Raw genomic sequence first — 15,540 nt, 5'->3', positions numbered from 1 at the left:
TGTCATGAGAGAAAATCTGAGTGACAATGGGGCGTCTTATTGTCATGAGAGAAAATCTGAGTGACAATGGGGCGTCTTATTGTCATGAGAGAAAATCTGAGTGACAATGGGGCGTCTTATTGTCATGGGAGAAAATCTGAGTGACAATGGGCCGGTTTTATGCCACTCAGAAAAACCTAGTTGAGTTAAAAAGCCTCATTAAACAACAAATATCTATCTTACTTTGTAATAACAGTATTTTTTAGACTTCATAGCTTGAAATTCTTGAACTAAATATTTTCTAATTACTCGCTTATTTATTTGCCCGCCCATCAACGCATACACATTACTAGTCGTCACCATTTTCGGGTGATAATAAAACAGATAACTCAATTCGACGGCATGCCGACAAATGGCATCTTTATAGGATTCCTTTCTACCGCACTCTTTACAAGTAATCCACACACGATTGATGTGGAGATTGGATTGTTTACAATGCGGACACTGAATGCCTTTCTTCAATTCACTAAATTGCGTCGGACTCAAGGCAATATCCGGTGGTCTCTCATCCGTACGATAATAATCCAGCTTGGTCGCCACTTTTTTCTGCAGCCAATCCGCCATGGGTTCTGCGAACTCGAGCCCATCAATAAACTGGAACAAGCCGTTACGCATCACCACTTGCGCCTTCGGCACACAATCCAACTCGACTTGGCAATGATCTCCAATAAATATCATTGCTGAATCTACTTGGATGTTGCGGCTAATCTCTGCAGCTATTTGGCGTGCTTTTTTCGTTTTGGTTTCCAAGTTATTGAAAATATCCGTCCCCATTGTAAAGCCATTTAGCAAACAATCGCCCTCAAGGTAGTTAAATTTTCCAAAGTAATTCTTCACATCGACAACAATCCAGCGATGGTTCGCCATCAGAATATCATCAATTTGTTTTCTACCATCGATATCAAACCAATAATCGATCTCTAATTTCCAGTAACTGCGATTATACTGATTAAACCACTTTATAAAGGCCAGTTCACCATCATAACCACTTTTTAGACGATTTAACTTTTGTTCCCATTTCTGATCATGAATCATCCCGCGCGTAGCCATCGATTCTAAAATTTTATGTTGTATCGTTTTTTCCATTTCATCGCTCCTTTACTTATATATACGTAAAAAGAGTCGATTTCCATCTTTATTTTTTGGTTTTTTTAAATCTTAAACTTTTCTTAAAAATCTTCACGTCTCAATCAGCCCCTTGAAAGTCCTCTTTAAAACTATCAAACAAGTCTTTTCCTTTGTTTTCATCAATTTGTTCTTGATAAACCTTAATTTTATTCTCTATGACTTCCAAATTGGCTTGATACAAGGCAATTTGCTCAAGGACACTTTGGCGATGCGTCGTCAAAATTGCCATTAATTCCTCTAGAGGCGGATTGGCACTTTTCCGCAAGTCCGTGTAACGCTTCATATCATGCAGCGACATCCCCGTCGCCTTCATATGCAATAAAAACTTGATCCATAAGTAATCCTCTTCACTATACACCCGGTTATTGCCTTGGCGTTCTGGCTTAATCAAACCTTCCTTCTCGTAAAACCGCAAACCATGAATCGTCATTCCGACCTTTTCTGCTAACTCTCCGATACGATAAGACATTTTTTCACCTCTAACGACAGTTTACCACCTAGACCTCACTCTAGGTCAACCCCTTAAATAAATACCCCACAAAAAAAGACAGCCAGCCTGCTGTCTATCTAAACCTTACCCAACTTCATGCAACGGCATCACAATTTCCACTACAAACAAGCTGTCATTGTCAGCAATTTCAAGGCTGCCATGCATATTCTCGACGGCAGCAGCGACAATGGTTAAACCAAGGCCACTGTTAGCAGCGCTAGCTTCTTTGTGAAGGGGGTATTTATTTGAGAGGGTGAAGTGGGCGGTTTGATCTACAACCTGCAACCCCAAATAAATATCACTGCCGCCATGATCCAGGATGTTCTTGAGCAAATTGTCGTGGATACGCACAAGCAATGTCTCGTTGGCGTTTATCATGACAGCCTCTTGAGGTAAATGAACGGCCGGCTGCAAGCTGTTTTCAGACAGACGATCATAATGACTCAAAAGATGTTGCTTAATAAACTCATTCCAATCGACGGCTGTTAAATCAATCGAGTAATTCACATTATCTAACTTCATCAACAAAAAGAGCTCATCTAGCATGCGGTTTAAATCAGCTAGGCGCTGGTAAATAATCGCAAAATAACGTTCTTTGTCAGTTTCGGATTCAGCTTGCTCCAACAGTTGGACAAAACCAGACAAACTTGTCAAAGGGGTGCGGATATCGTGGGATAAGTGAGTCATCAAATGACTCAAAGCGTTTTGGTGATGAATCATCTGCAGATTGAGGCGACGCTCTTTTTCAATTGTTTCATTAATATTAGCAATCAAAGCATTCAATTCCTGGCTATGGAATTCCTGGGTTAACAGCTGATTGGTATAGTTGCGGCGCTGGATTTCCTTGAGTTCTCTTTGAATGAGATGGACTTGATAACGATAATAAAGGAGGTAAGCTGTGATAACGACTAACAGAAAAATGAGTAGTCCAATCATCGTTTTACCTCCTTAAAGCAATTAACTTTCAAATTTAAAATCAACGCGGTAAACATACCAACGATTAAAGCTATATAATAGAAGGAAACTGATCAACCCACTGACCAAAGCTGGTATGATAAGGCCTTGATAATCCATTCCCATGTTTTGTAGGCGAATGGAATAGAAATAAGATGTGAGATCGAGGCCGGTTAAATTACCAATTTGATTTAAAATATTAATATGCAAGCCCATACTTAACAAGGTGCTCACGACCATAATTGTTACTTTGCTTTGGAAAATCAGCAACAATGCCACATTTAATAACATAATCAAAATAAACAGTAAGCTGTATAACAAGAAATTTAACACTAGATGACCTAAATTAATAGCCGCCGGGAACTGACCAGCACTTATTTCATACAAAACTCCAAATCCTAAAGCCACTAAATACATGACTAGATTAAAAACGACCGCCACCACTATCTTAGAAGTGACCCATTTCCATTTGGCGCCGCGCAGAGCCAACATATTTTTCAAATACCCACTCGAAAAATCATTACCGACAAATAAGGCGAAAAAGATGTAGGCGATGACGATAGTTATTCCATAGGATGATAAAGAAAAATCGGTAATGGTCATCCGTTCACGGAGTTGCTCTTTATAAATCAGATATTCTTCTTCCGTTAACAAATTTTGCGTCGATTCAACTTCTATACGGATATCGCCACTCCCCTCATTTTCAGCCATTTCATTCAAAGCCGTTTGCGAAGTCTGATAGTCTTCAAAGGTCGCATGATAATCCATACTATCGATAATCAAAGTCATACCACAAAATAAAACAAAAATGATTAGAGCAATCCAAAAACCGCGCATCAAAAACAACTTCTTGATATCAAAACGAATGAAGTTAAGCATGGACAGCACCTCCAGTCAATGTCAAAAACATATCTTCCAAAGAATGTCGATCTAATTCCAAGGTATCAAATAAGATACCGGCTTTAATTAAAGGATGACTAATCGACTCCGGTGCTTGTAAATGTTCAAAAATATGTAATTCTGTAGGCGATATGACTGTAAAATTAGTAATATGCAGTTGGTCTTCAAGAAAAGCCACGATAGGTTTTAAATCAGCGGCCTTAATCGTCAAATGATCTTGATTCTCATGTTCTAAATCACTTAAACGCGCTTCCTTAATCAATTGACCTTCATGAATAATCCCTAACTTGGTAATAAACTTGGATAACTCACCTAAAATATGACTAGAGATGACCACGGAAATATGCCGTTCGCGATTCAAACGTAATATCATCTGCCGAAACTCAGCAATCCCTTGTGGATCCATTCCATTTGTAGGCTCATCCAACAATAAAATATCTGGATCACCCACCAAGGCAATCGCCAAGCCTAAACGCTGTTTCATCCCTAAAGAAAAATTCTTTGCCCGCTTGCGCCCGGTATCCGCTAAATTCACTAAATGTAACAATTCTTCAATATAACCCGGACGACGAATCCCTGCTAATTGACACTTCAAAGCGATATTTTGATAGGCTGTTAAATCTAAATAAAGTCCCGGTGCTTCAATCAAAGTGCCAATTCGTAAGGATATATTATCATTACGCGTGACATTTTCACCTAAAATGTCAAAACTCCCCTCACTGGCTAAAATTTGACGATTTATGATTTTCATTAAAGTGGTTTTACCCGCACCATTACGACCGATGAGACCATATATATCACCTTGATCCACAGAGATATTGACTTGATTGAGTGCATGGACAGATCCATATTGCTTCGACAGATTGTGCGTTTCAATGACTGATTGCATTGCCATCTCCTCCTTTAAAACACAGTATAAAGATAAGGGTTAAGAACATCGCAAATAAAGAGTAAAGAAAGGGTAAAGACGACGTTAATCAGCGGTATTTATTTGAGGGTTTAAACGAAAGCCAATTCCCCAAACGGTTTCAATCCAGTCACGCTCAGAGACCGCAAACAGCTTTTTGCGAATATTACCAATATGCACATTCAAGGTCTTATCTTCTCCGATATAATAACTATCCCAAGCCAATTCAAATAATTCTTGCTTTGTAAAAATCTTATTGGGGTTCTGCATAAATAAGCTCATAATTTTAAATTCTTGGGGTGTAAAGTTTAACTCCTGTTGCTTATAAGTCATCCGATGGTCATTAGAATCGTAAACCAAATGCTCAATTTGATAAACGGCTTTTGACGTTGACCCCTGGTAATGTTTGATAGCATTATCAATCCGTGCCATTAATTCCCGTAAATTGAATGGTTTATCTAAATAATCATCGGCACCGGCCTTCAAAAGCGCAATCTTTTCATCCATTGAATTCATAGCCGAAATGACAATGACCGGTAGGACAGAGTGAGACTTTATTTCTCGCAAAACGTCTTGACCGCTTTTACCCGGCAACATTAAATCCAGAATCACCAAATCAATCGCATGCAGTTGCAGTAATAACAGGCCCTCCGTTCCCGAATAAGCACTCACCGTCTGGTGACCCTGTTGCCCAATTGCCTCCACAAGCATCGTTTGGATATCTTGATTATCTTCGATAATTAAAATCTTCATCAAACACCCAACCCCCATAATAAATATCACTGGAACCATTAGAATTTGATTAAATTATAGCATAAAAGCAGGCTGTATGTATCCAATGAGTGTGTCAATTACTGGCGATTTTCCCACTTACCCTCCAAAGTGTTTGCCTGCCAATCAATCGTTAAGTCAAAATAGTATTGTTTAGGCCAACTTGCGAAAACGGAATTGTCATTAACAATAATCTTATGCATCAGGAGCGGAACATTTGCCTTCCAACCATCATCAAAGTGAAAAGTTAAATGTGTTTTCCCGTCATTCATAACAGTTACTTGGTAGGATCCTTGAATATAGCCCATATTATCTTGAGTGACAACATTAATCTGACCCTTGTGAGATTGGCTTAAATTTAGACTAGGCTCAAAAACGATGGCTGTTGTTTGATGGTTGATAAACGTAAGCTGATTTTGCTCGTCGAACTGATAGACCACATCATTTTCGATCCATTGATTTTGTTCATTGAGTGTAACTTTACGCAAAGTTCCTTTATTAACATCAAATAATGAATACAAGCGTGCATCAAAACTATAACGGATGAAATTCCTCAGTTGACCATCGATAGGGAAAGGCACGGGGAAGGGATCAGGCGAAATAGCATTCCCATCAATGTTTATATCACAAGTTAATTGACTCGTGCGTATAAAGTCAAAATCATAGAGCCAGAAGAGGGGAAAGTAAGAAGGCTTTTCGGAACCAACGCCAATTGGCGCAAGTAGATTTAAAGGGGTTGAAGGTTTGTCAATTCCTTCTTTAATCGCAACTTCAATAGGACGGTTAAGTAAATCGATAAAACTAAAAGCTATCGTTACATTACCTTGATCATCTTTTTCAAAAATGACTTGACCTAAATCCCGACTTACATGTGCATTGGCACCTTTACCAGCGACCTCAAAACTTTCGTTGAGATCAATGGGTAAGTTAACATCATCATACACATCCACAAAACCATCATTACGGTAAGCTAAAATACGGTAACCAGATGCATCAACGCGTTCCAAAAATTGAATTTCTAAAGCATTATATACTGCTTCTGGATTTTGTTCAAAATTAATTAAAGCGAGTTGAGTGATGGGTTGTTTGTCGACATAGAGGGGAAGAATAGCTGTATTGTTGGAAGTATTTGGTTGAATTGTTGTAGGAGTTAATAATGATTTGACGACAGACTGGTAGTTTCTTTCTTGGTAAGCAGCAATTATTTTATAGGCAATAATCATAAGCAACAAAATAATAATCAGCAGCAAGCTAATTTTTTTAAATACATTCATAAGCTCAACCCCTTTGTTTAATTCATCACAGTTAGTTTAGCATAAAATCCCGGAAGAAAGACCAGTTGATAAATTAAATTTATTCACTCACTTCATTTTAAAAAGCCAAATCTAGTACCAAAAATTAAGAATAGTTTATTTTATAATCAAATCTGCACAAAGGATGGACTGAGATAAATGATTCAAAATCCAGAGAATCTGTCGAAATTAAGCGCGTTAAATTGTGGATGAGGACAACTTAAAACAAATTGAAGTAGGAACTGTGAGGGGCTTACAAGATATTCATTTAGGACTTTTTGAAGGAATCGAAGGTTATCATGCAGGACAAATTCGTACGGTAAATATTTCATAGGATAATTTTTTGTTTGCATCGACTGTATATTTGCATATTGTTTTAGGTGAGATTGAAATAATGTCGGAAGAAAATCTCAATCAAATAATTGACAAATATGTAGGAATGAATATCGCTCATCCATTTATTGAAGGGAACGGTCGTTCTACACGAATATGGTTCGATTTAATGTTAAAAACAGGCTAAGAAATGTAATGATTGGTCATTAGTAGAAAATGTGAAAATAGAACAAGTTCTATTTGAACTCAAAATATAGGTGTCAAAAAAGGACTTACGAGCCATTTTTCTAACACCTTTATTATCATAAAACTTAAGTTATGGACAAATTAGAATAGAAACCAATTGATTCAAGAAGTTTGTCTAGCTCCTCTTGCTTAGCATTCGCGCTATCATAATCTTTAAAGTGGATTAAAATTTCTATCGCTTTATCGCAATATTCTTTACCTTTTGAAACCTCATTCATTTGAATATAGTAAATGCCATATAGGTAATTCAACTGATTTTCTTGATAAAAATATCTTTTCCCTTTTAAAATAGATTCCAATTTTACAAAAAGACTTTCCGAGGTTTCAATTTCATCATTAAAGAGACAAAAGTTAATCATGTTTAGCATTATTTTTGCAAATTCATCTTTTTGTCTTAAGGCTGCACTATATTTATTTGTTTTAGATAAAATAATTGAAACGAAAGAATTCAATTGTACTGTATTAAAAAAGAAAATACTGTTTCCAAATAAGGTTAATTCGTAGATACCCCAGTGTTCGACTGATTTTAAGTAATTTGAAATTACTTCGGCTTGTTCAGAATCATAGGGTTGATTGCTAATATAACAAACCATTTGGTTAGCAAGTATGATATTATGTTGGTAACGTGGATTTTGGGATTTACTTGATAATTGTTTTTGTTGTTTAATTAGGTCTCGTAAAAAAATCTTATTTTTAGAGTGTTTTGCTTGATTTAACTCTTTTAAAAATTTACTTTGAGGTGAAGGCTCTAAACCACGCAATTCAGTATTAAATTCAGCAATACTGACATTCAAACGATCTAATAATATTAAAAAGGTAGATAGTTTAATATCTGATTTACCATTTTCATATTTAGACAAAAACTGTGGGGTGATTGATTCATCGACCAATTGCGCTTGCGTTATTTTTTTTGATTCTCGAAAGCGTTTTAATAGTCTACCGTAATGCATCGTAAACCTCCTGTTAAAATATAGATGTTATTTTGCTAAATTATTAACATATATGTTAATAAAAAACAAATTGATAAAACTTATGATATGCTTAGGTTATTGGAGGTGATGATATTAAACAAGTAAGGTCTTTGTTTCTTTGTCTAATGTTATATTTTTTCTTAAATCCCTCTCAAATATTACCAAATGATTTTGACATTATTGACTTTGACTGTATTATAGCACAAGTATTGTAGTTGGATCATTTTAATTTGACTAGATTATTTTATTGAATATATTTTCAAATGAAAACGTTATAATCTTATGATTAATATATTTCCCACAGCTGATAAGTTTATTGATTCTAATCAAATTAACTTAACTCTATGTCAGTCACTTGAGAATAAAAGTAAATTATTTTACTCTTTTTGTATTATTATAATTTTAAAAAGGAGAAATTAAAAAATGAGCATTAAAACAAAATTATTTAAAGGTGTTGCTATGGCAGTTTTATTCTCACCTCAAATAGCTTATGCAGTAAATCAGGATTATTATTTCCACTTTCCTTCACCAGGAACAGTGTTAATAACTACTGAAAATTTTAAAAATGACTACGACAACTTTGCCGTAGTTAATACTAAATATAACGATTTGGTTCAAACTGATAATGTACAATACAGAGTTGTTAAAAATACAATATTTGGTACCCAAAGATCCACTTCTTCTTACCAAGTATTTGGGAACTATTCTATGTCCTTAACCTATCTTGATGGTACTACTTATGGAGATTATAGGAGACTAGAGGCTCAATCTTATACTCATTATGCTACTATTAGTGGTACTTGGGCACCTTAATTAAACATTATTTTTCTAATCCTTTTGACGAACAGATTGTTCTCTGTTCGTCTGTTTATTATTAAAGTATAATCATAATAGTATTATAGTTTGAGGGAGTGGTGTAATGAATAAAAGGAAATTAAAATATTTAGTCGCTATGTCAATTTTTTTAACCGGATGTTTCCCAACCCAGCAAAGAGGTGTAATTGAAATTGAATCAGAGGATGTCAATAGTCTGAATGATGCCAGTAGCAATCTAAATGAGTATCCTAATCATATAAGTGAAAAAGTCTCAGAAAAACTATCAATCGATGCAGATATTGTTGTTTCTAAAGGAAATCTTCTTGAAAAAATACCTGTTACAATGTTTGACTTTGATTTTGACAAGGCAGCTACCATTATTTTAGGTAAAGACCATCCTATTGAAATTACTAACGATGAGTGGTGGGAAAAAAGTTACATAAACGCTGATAACGATAGCGCATCAATTTCTTTTAGAGGGATTAATTATAGTAGTTCTTATATGTTGGATAAACCGTATTCTCGAGTTGTAGAATTTGATAATCCTAATTTTTATATTGAATATCCCGAACAAGAGTTGTCAGACTTATCTTTAGATTCTGCTAAAGAAGAAGTTGAAAATCTAATGGATGGAATTGGTATAGAATACCTGGAAAATCCTCAAGTAGCAACCTTGACTGCAGAACAATTAATTTCACTTAATGATAATCTCATTTCAGTAAAAGAAAATCAAACATTAACTGAATTTAACAGTGAAGACCAAGCCTATGTTCTTTCTTATCGATTAACTTTCAATGATTTACTTTTGACAAATATTGGGTATTCACTGGGTGATTCTGGATTTTCTTTGCCAGGTTCTAGAATGAATTTTTTAATTAATTCAAATGGAATTATTTTAATAAATGGTGGCGGATTATACACCGAACTGGGTGAACCGATTCAGTCAAACTTAACTCCAATTTCAGTTGATCAACTGATTTCCATCATTAAAGCTGAAACAGATAATCTTCTAAATGTAGAGAATATAACTATTAATTATATCGAACTTGCTTACTTTCCTATGTTTGAATCGGTGGATCTCGAAATAACTAATAGTGATAGTATTAAAATGACTTTAAAACCATACTGGATAGTTAGGTATACACAAGATTTGCAAGAAAAAGATGGTGCAATTAGTGATACTGGAGAAGAACTCCTATTTGTCGATGACAATCTTTATCTGATTTATTCAGCTAAAGATGGAAGAAAGCTTCAATATTATTAATGAGTTAACGGTAATTAACATGTGATTGAGAGAATTTTGGGGGTAATTGATTGACATTCAAATTAATTTTTAACGAATTTTCTGTTCGATTTTTTAATATAAAAACAATAATCTCAATAATTGTTATAGCAATTATTTGCATAGTAGCCGCACAAGACGAGATGATACCTGGTGTTAGTGTGTCCTATCTTATAAATCATATTATGGTATTTTCACACATTCAAGAATTAATTTTAGTTGCCTCTGCTTTTCCAGTAGTGATGACTTTTTGCGATGATTGGGAACATCGATTTACTTTTAATCAAGTTATCCGAACAAATACATTGAATTATGCTATTAGTAAAGTAACTTTAGCTTTTTTTGGATCATTTTTAGTAACCTTTATCGGTTTGTTCATCAGTGTAGGAGTACTATTATTATGGTTTCCTTTATATATCCCGCATGAATTTACTGTTTTAGCAAGAATGTTTCCAGCATATAGTGAATTAGTCTTTTCTGCTTATCCAGTGACTGCTTTATTATTGAAAATTACAGTATTTTCATATTCCATGGGTTTTTGGACATCGTTAGGTTTGTTGTTATCGACTTATATACCAAATAGACTCGTCGTTTTAGTTAGTCCTTATATTTTACGTTATTACTTAGGTTATTTCATGATGTACTTACCAGGAATTTTTAATGAGGAACATATCTCGGAGTCTTACCCAATATTTTTTGGTGAACCATGGTGGGTTCATTTTTCATATTTTACTTTGTATTACTTTGTTCTATTCTTACTAATACTATTTTTCTTTAAACGTCAATTGGAAAAGAGGGTGCGTAATGAAAGTGCTTAAAACAAGTTTTTCGATTGCATTAATGAACATAGTAAAATGGATAAGTGATCCTAGAATATGGGTAGTCATAGTTCTATTAATTACCTTTGTTAATGAGTATTTAAAAGGAATTCCTTCTTTCGTTAATTCAATGGGAGTAAAAATTGGACCTTGGATATTTCCGTTCTTTTTTGAATGGAGGTATCATAAATTAATGTTGATGTTACCTATTCTATTACTGTTTAGTGATGCACCTTTTATTGATCGAAATCAACCCTATCTAATGATTCGAGTCGATCGATTAAAATGGGCGTTAGGACAAATTATCTATATTGTGATTGCTAGTGGCATCTATTTTTTGTTTGTTTTGATTTTATCTGTTGTATTAATAGCACCTTTCGTAGCTTATAATTCAGATTGGGGTTCGGTTATTGAAACACTTGCACGTACTGGGGCTGGTCTAGAATTTGGGATGGAGATATATTTTGCTGAACGCTTAGTTGATTATTTTTACCCTCAACAGGCAATGTTTTTCAGTTTTATTCTATCTTGGTTAATTGGAATTCTACTTGGCTTGATCTTGTTTGTTGTAAATTTTGTTACTAAAAAGCCATTACTTGGCATGTTGATTGCAGGTGGCTTTATAGCATTGGATGCAATGATTTGGGCAAGGGGTTGGGCGTCTTGGTTGTCTCCTGTCTCATGGAATACATTATCTACAATTTCAACAGATAGTTTAACTTTTACTCCCAATATTCAACAAATTTTTATGATGTTATTTGGTTTAATTGGTGTGTTAATTGCGGTTGCAATTTATGCAGTTCGTCATTATGAAATTCAGTTCATCAGTGATTAAGTGGTTTTATACATCAAAAATAATTGAGGTGATTATTTGAAAATTATTGAAGTCAAAAACATATCGAAAAAGTATGGAAATGCAGTTGTTATTGATGATGTTTCATGTAGCTTTGAAGAAGGTAAGATCCATGGAATAATCGGCCGGAATGGTGCTGGGAAGACCCTATTAATGAAATCAATTTGCGGTTTTATTTTACCTGATGAAGGAGAAATTATCGTTCGAGGGAAATCACTAAGTAATAAAAAGAATACTATCCCAGAAGATTTTGGGATAATCATTGAATCACCTGGCTTTTTACCTGCTTTTACTGGGTATGGTAATCTAAAATATCTAGCTTCGTTGCAAGGAAAAATTGGAAAAGCCGAAATTGAAGAAGTATTGGATACCGTTGGATTAGGGCACGCTAAAGGTGTTAAAGTAAGTAAATATTCTATGGGTATGCGTCAACGATTAGGGATTGCTCAAGCAATAATGGAAAATCAATCCATTTTAGTTTTAGATGAACCGATGAATGGATTAGATAACCAAGGGGTAAAAGACATGCGAAAATTATTTTTAAGTTTAAAAGAAGAAGGCAAAACTATTCTACTAGCTAGTCATAATAGAGAAGATATTATGGTCTTGTGTGATTCAGTTATGGAAATGGATCACGGCAAAGTGATTGATTTGAGATATCAAAATCCTGAATCCATATCGTCATAGTCAAAAATATGTCAATAAATTGATGGGTAAAAAAGAAGAGTAAAAACTTTGATAAATTACTATAGTTCACTATTCCTTTTAGTTCTAAAAGTTAATATTATTGGAGGTTGTTATGAATGATAAAATGATTAAAATACTTCTGATTTTATCCCTAATTATTTATGGTGTTCCAATAGTTAATGCTGAGGTTGGAACAAAAGATTCATTTTTTACTACTACTGATTATCAAATGTACTATTCACAAAATGAAAAAAATCCGATTAAATCAATCATTATCGAAAAAAATCAAGTATATTTAATATATCAGAATGCTATTGAAGCTGAAAAGTGGAAAAATGTTGATGGTGCTGAAATATTAATAGAAGAAAATGCTTGTATAGTAGATATTCAGGTTATGGAGAATTCCAGTTCAGTTGTAACTAATAAAGAAGCTGTTTCTGTTTTACTTTTTCCCATTGAAATCAGTATGGATAATGAGCAACAAGAAATGACAATCATTTATCAAAATGAAGCGTTAATGCGCTTAAAGACAGCGACTAATTGGGAAAAAATAACAGACGAATCTGGATATCGTTATGACTATGTTTATAAAGAAGGAGAAGTAAAATAAAAGTTATTGACAATTATTAATTACATGTTAATCTGAAACTCAAACTTTAGTGAACTAATTTGAATAGTAACATAAAAAGATCTTAACTAATCTAACTGATTAATGGGATCTTTTTTTGTATAGCAAAAATTTCTTGCCTAAACAAAATATTCATGTATAATAAAATGGTAATCATTACTATTTGCAAAAAAGGAGATACAATGAATGGCTAAGCAATCAAAAAAACAAAAAGCATTGAAACAACGTCAAATGGTTGAACAATATGCCGAATTACGTAAACAGCTAAAAGCTGAAAAAAATTATGCAGCTTTAGCAAAGTTACCGAAAGATTCTAACCCTAATCGTTTGAAAAATCGTGATTTATTGGATGGTAGGCCTAGAGGTTATATGCGAAAATTTGGTTTGTCACGTGTGAATTTTAGGGAGTTAGCTCACAAGGGACAAATTCCTGGGGTTAAAAAAGCAAGCTGGTAATAGCAGAGATATTTATTTAAAGGGGGTAAATTTGTGAGAGTGAACATTCTTTTGGCGTGTGAAGAGACAGGGGAAAGACTGTATTTGACGAGTAAAAACAGACGGAATAATCCGGAGCGGTTAGAATTGAAGAAGTATTCGCCAAAATTACGTCGTAAGGTAATTTTTAGAGAAGTGAAGAAGTGAAAAAGATTAATATTATTTACCCGCCTTTAGTTGAAGATGCGTATGATTATTTTCATGAAGAAGATGCAAGTGTGACTAAAGGACAAGTTTTTCGGAAGTTGATTGAGGATAATATCATTCAATTAAATGGATATCCGACAAAAGATGCGATTGAAGCGGGTATTGTTAGGGATTTTTCTGAAGATGCTAATTTGACCTTTGAGGAATTTTTAGAGATTTATCCAGTCTTTAAACGCTATGATGCTAACTATTTCTGGTTAGAAGATGAGTTTTGGGTGATGGATGAAGCGTTATTAGCATTCATTGAAGTGGATCTCGAGAAGGATGCTTTTAGTGACTATGAGTTAACCGAGTTAGAGGCTTTCTTTGAAGATAGTATCGAGGAAAGTATTTCATAATTGTAGAAAAGGAGTCAACAATGGCTGTACCGAAAAGAAAAACATCAAAAGCGAAGAAACGGGCGCGTCGTACGCATGATAAATTAGGGGTTAAGGGTGTGTCTTATGATTCGTTGCTAGGGACATTTAAACGAAGCCACTTTATTGACCCTAATGGGGAGTATAAGGGTCGAAAGGTATTGGAGAAAAATTAGTTAAGGTAGCTAACGTTTGGTGAAAGGACGTAAAATTGATGAATCAAATACCTGTTACGGTTTTGATTGGGTTTTTAGGCTCAGGGAAAACGACTTTATTGAATCGGTTAATCGAGCAAAGCCCGAATGAAAGAATTGTAGTCATTATAAATGAATTTGGAGATACTGGGATTGATCATGATTTGGTTTTAGAAAATTATGATGAACAAATTTACCAAATGAATAATGGGTGTATGTGCTGTATCCTACGACAAGATTTAGTTGAAATGTTTATGGGAATATTGAATGCGCAGGCTAAGCATGATTTACAAATTGACCGTATTATTATTGAAACCAGTGGGTTAGCTGAACCGAGTCCGATAGCTCAAACGATTATCCGATCAAATGTTTTGAGTGAGCAATTAATTATTGATAGCATTATTACTTTGGTGGATACAGAAAATTTCTTATATCAAGTTCGTAACTTTACTGAGACCGTTGATCAAATAGCTTTTGCGGATACTATTTTCTTAACGAAAACTGATTTAGTTGATGATACGAAGTTAGCCTTAGTCAAAAAAACCTTATTTGATATAAATCCCTTTGTGGATGTGAAAGCTATTGATGTTAAGAGCGTTGCTTTTGACCAAGTGGTTGGCTTAGATTTGTTTGACCGCTTTACAAGTGGATCTGAGTTGGTTGAAGGCGATATTGATGTTATGATAGCTCGTAAAGAGGGGAAAGAACGGCTACAACATGAACATGCCCATAACCATGAAGACGAACATGAGCATCATCACGATCATAGTCATGAGCATGATGGAGAAAATGAACATCATCATGAACATAGTGATGTTAATGCCTTTACAATCATCGTGGATCGTCCTTTAGTTGAACAAAAATTTGTTTATTGGTTAAACATGGTGACGAATATTTATGGCATGGATTTATTACGATATAAAGGGATTTTAAATGTTGAAGGTTTTGACCGTCAAGTGGTCTTGCAAGGCGTTAATATGGCGTACAGTATTGACTATGGAAAAGAGAAAGTAGCTGAGAATGAACCTTCAAAATTAGTTATTATTGGTAAAAAATTGCCTGAAAAAGTTATTCGTGAGTTATTTGAAGAAACAGTTGTGGCAGTTTAATTTAGTTAAAAAAGAAGCTTTTCTATTATTTTATGATAGAAAGGCTTTTTTGTATGGGTTTACG

Annotated in this window: 20 protein-coding genes; 12 read left to right on the top strand and 8 right to left on the bottom strand. The window is 34.4% G+C overall.

The genetic code is table 11. The annotated features are described in order from the left end of the window. Nucleotides 1–213: 213 nt before the first annotated feature. The 7 genes from NRE15_RS04640 to NRE15_RS04610 form a co-directional block, all read right to left on the bottom strand. Entirely contained in the window at nucleotides 214–1,125 is a 912-nt protein-coding gene (locus NRE15_RS04640; RefSeq protein ID WP_313794435.1) for a nuclease-related domain-containing protein, read from the bottom strand. A 100-nt stretch (nucleotides 1,126–1,225) separates the two neighbouring features. Continuing rightward, nucleotides 1,226–1,636 carry a MerR family transcriptional regulator gene (locus tag NRE15_RS04635; protein WP_313794434.1) on the bottom strand — a complete coding sequence of 137 codons (411 nt, stop codon included), beginning with the start codon at nucleotides 1,634–1,636 and terminating at the stop codon, nucleotides 1,226–1,228. A gap of 105 nt (nucleotides 1,637–1,741) precedes the next feature. After that, the gene (locus tag NRE15_RS04630; protein ID WP_313794433.1) at nucleotides 1,742–2,593 is read right to left on the bottom strand and encodes a sensor histidine kinase; all 852 of its coding nucleotides are present in this window, start codon (nucleotides 2,591–2,593) and stop codon (nucleotides 1,742–1,744) included. A 21-nt stretch (nucleotides 2,594–2,614) separates the two neighbouring features. Continuing rightward, complete coding sequence (locus NRE15_RS04625) at nucleotides 2,615–3,490, bottom strand: hypothetical protein (RefSeq protein WP_313794432.1); 876 nt, start codon at nucleotides 3,488–3,490, stop codon at nucleotides 2,615–2,617. Continuing rightward, nucleotides 3,483–4,400 (bottom strand): ABC transporter ATP-binding protein, encoded by a 918-nt coding sequence (locus NRE15_RS04620; protein ID WP_313794431.1) that lies wholly within the window; start codon nucleotides 4,398–4,400, stop codon nucleotides 3,483–3,485. Before NRE15_RS04620 ends, NRE15_RS04625 begins: the two co-directional genes overlap by 8 nt. A gap of 84 nt (nucleotides 4,401–4,484) precedes the next feature. Continuing rightward, nucleotides 4,485–5,171, bottom strand: a complete 687-nt coding sequence (locus NRE15_RS04615) for a response regulator transcription factor (RefSeq protein ID WP_313794430.1) — start codon at nucleotides 5,169–5,171, stop codon at nucleotides 4,485–4,487. A gap of 98 nt (nucleotides 5,172–5,269) precedes the next feature. Continuing rightward, the gene (locus tag NRE15_RS04610) at nucleotides 5,270–6,463 is read right to left on the bottom strand and encodes a hypothetical protein (RefSeq protein WP_313794429.1); all 1,194 of its coding nucleotides are present in this window, start codon (nucleotides 6,461–6,463) and stop codon (nucleotides 5,270–5,272) included. Between the two features lie 412 nt (nucleotides 6,464–6,875). On the opposite strand from NRE15_RS04610, the gene NRE15_RS04605 reads away from it, so the two are divergent. Further along, nucleotides 6,876–7,001 carry a Fic family protein gene (locus NRE15_RS04605; RefSeq protein WP_313794428.1) on the top strand — a complete coding sequence of 42 codons (126 nt, stop codon included), beginning with the start codon at nucleotides 6,876–6,878 and terminating at the stop codon, nucleotides 6,999–7,001. 124 nt (nucleotides 7,002–7,125) lie between these two features. Here the strand turns inward: NRE15_RS04605 and NRE15_RS04600 are convergent, their stop codons facing one another. Then, the gene (locus NRE15_RS04600) at nucleotides 7,126–8,010 is read right to left on the bottom strand and encodes a helix-turn-helix domain-containing protein (protein ID WP_313794427.1); all 885 of its coding nucleotides are present in this window, start codon (nucleotides 8,008–8,010) and stop codon (nucleotides 7,126–7,128) included. A gap of 444 nt (nucleotides 8,011–8,454) precedes the next feature. Between NRE15_RS04600 and NRE15_RS04595 the strand changes: the two genes are divergently transcribed. The 11 genes from NRE15_RS04595 to NRE15_RS04545 all read left to right on the top strand — a co-directional run bounded on the left by NRE15_RS04595 (nucleotide 8,455) and on the right by NRE15_RS04545 (nucleotide 15,476). Next, a complete protein-coding gene (locus NRE15_RS04595) occupies nucleotides 8,455–8,844 on the top strand; it encodes a hypothetical protein (RefSeq protein WP_313794426.1) in 390 nt (129 codons plus the stop codon). A 106-nt stretch (nucleotides 8,845–8,950) separates the two neighbouring features. Continuing rightward, the gene (locus NRE15_RS04590) at nucleotides 8,951–10,111 is read left to right on the top strand and encodes a hypothetical protein (protein WP_313794425.1); all 1,161 of its coding nucleotides are present in this window, start codon (nucleotides 8,951–8,953) and stop codon (nucleotides 10,109–10,111) included. Nucleotides 10,112–10,161: 50 nt separating this feature from the next. Then, on the top strand, nucleotides 10,162–10,947 hold the full coding sequence (locus NRE15_RS04585; protein ID WP_313794424.1) for a hypothetical protein: 786 nt from the start codon (nucleotides 10,162–10,164) through the stop codon (nucleotides 10,945–10,947). Then, a complete protein-coding gene (locus tag NRE15_RS04580) occupies nucleotides 10,934–11,782 on the top strand; it encodes a hypothetical protein (RefSeq protein WP_313794423.1) in 849 nt (282 codons plus the stop codon). The genes NRE15_RS04585 and NRE15_RS04580 overlap by 14 nt, the downstream gene beginning before the upstream one ends. 36 nt (nucleotides 11,783–11,818) lie before the next feature. Further along, a complete protein-coding gene (locus tag NRE15_RS04575; protein WP_313794422.1) occupies nucleotides 11,819–12,487 on the top strand; it encodes an ABC transporter ATP-binding protein in 669 nt (222 codons plus the stop codon). A gap of 112 nt (nucleotides 12,488–12,599) precedes the next feature. Next, the gene (locus NRE15_RS04570) at nucleotides 12,600–13,097 is read left to right on the top strand and encodes a hypothetical protein (RefSeq protein ID WP_313794421.1); all 498 of its coding nucleotides are present in this window, start codon (nucleotides 12,600–12,602) and stop codon (nucleotides 13,095–13,097) included. Nucleotides 13,098–13,301: 204 nt separating this feature from the next. Further along, nucleotides 13,302–13,571 carry a 30S ribosomal protein S14 gene (gene rpsN / locus NRE15_RS04565; protein ID WP_313794420.1) on the top strand — a complete coding sequence of 90 codons (270 nt, stop codon included), beginning with the start codon at nucleotides 13,302–13,304 and terminating at the stop codon, nucleotides 13,569–13,571. Nucleotides 13,572–13,604: 33 nt separating this feature from the next. Beyond that, nucleotides 13,605–13,757, top strand: coding sequence for a 50S ribosomal protein L33 (gene rpmG / locus NRE15_RS04560; protein WP_313794419.1), 153 nt, complete (start codon nucleotides 13,605–13,607; stop codon nucleotides 13,755–13,757). Further along, nucleotides 13,754–14,155: a hypothetical protein gene (locus NRE15_RS04555; RefSeq protein ID WP_313794418.1), complete on the top strand. Its 402-nt coding sequence runs from the start codon at nucleotides 13,754–13,756 to the stop codon at nucleotides 14,153–14,155. The genes rpmG and NRE15_RS04555 overlap by 4 nt, the downstream gene beginning before the upstream one ends. A gap of 20 nt (nucleotides 14,156–14,175) precedes the next feature. After that, a complete protein-coding gene (gene rpmF, locus NRE15_RS04550) occupies nucleotides 14,176–14,349 on the top strand; it encodes a 50S ribosomal protein L32 (RefSeq protein ID WP_313794417.1) in 174 nt (57 codons plus the stop codon). 38 nt (nucleotides 14,350–14,387) lie between these two features. Continuing rightward, nucleotides 14,388–15,476, top strand: a complete 1,089-nt coding sequence (locus tag NRE15_RS04545; protein WP_313794416.1) for a CobW family GTP-binding protein — start codon at nucleotides 14,388–14,390, stop codon at nucleotides 15,474–15,476. The last annotated feature ends 64 nt before the right edge of the window (nucleotides 15,477–15,540 follow it).

Origin of the sequence: Fundicoccus culcitae (assembly GCF_024661895.1) — a bacterium.
Classification (GTDB): domain Bacteria; phylum Bacillota; class Bacilli; order Lactobacillales; family Aerococcaceae; genus Fundicoccus_A; species Fundicoccus_A culcitae.
Note: the sequence above shows the minus strand (reverse complement) of the source record. Positions and strands in the feature narration are given on the sequence as shown.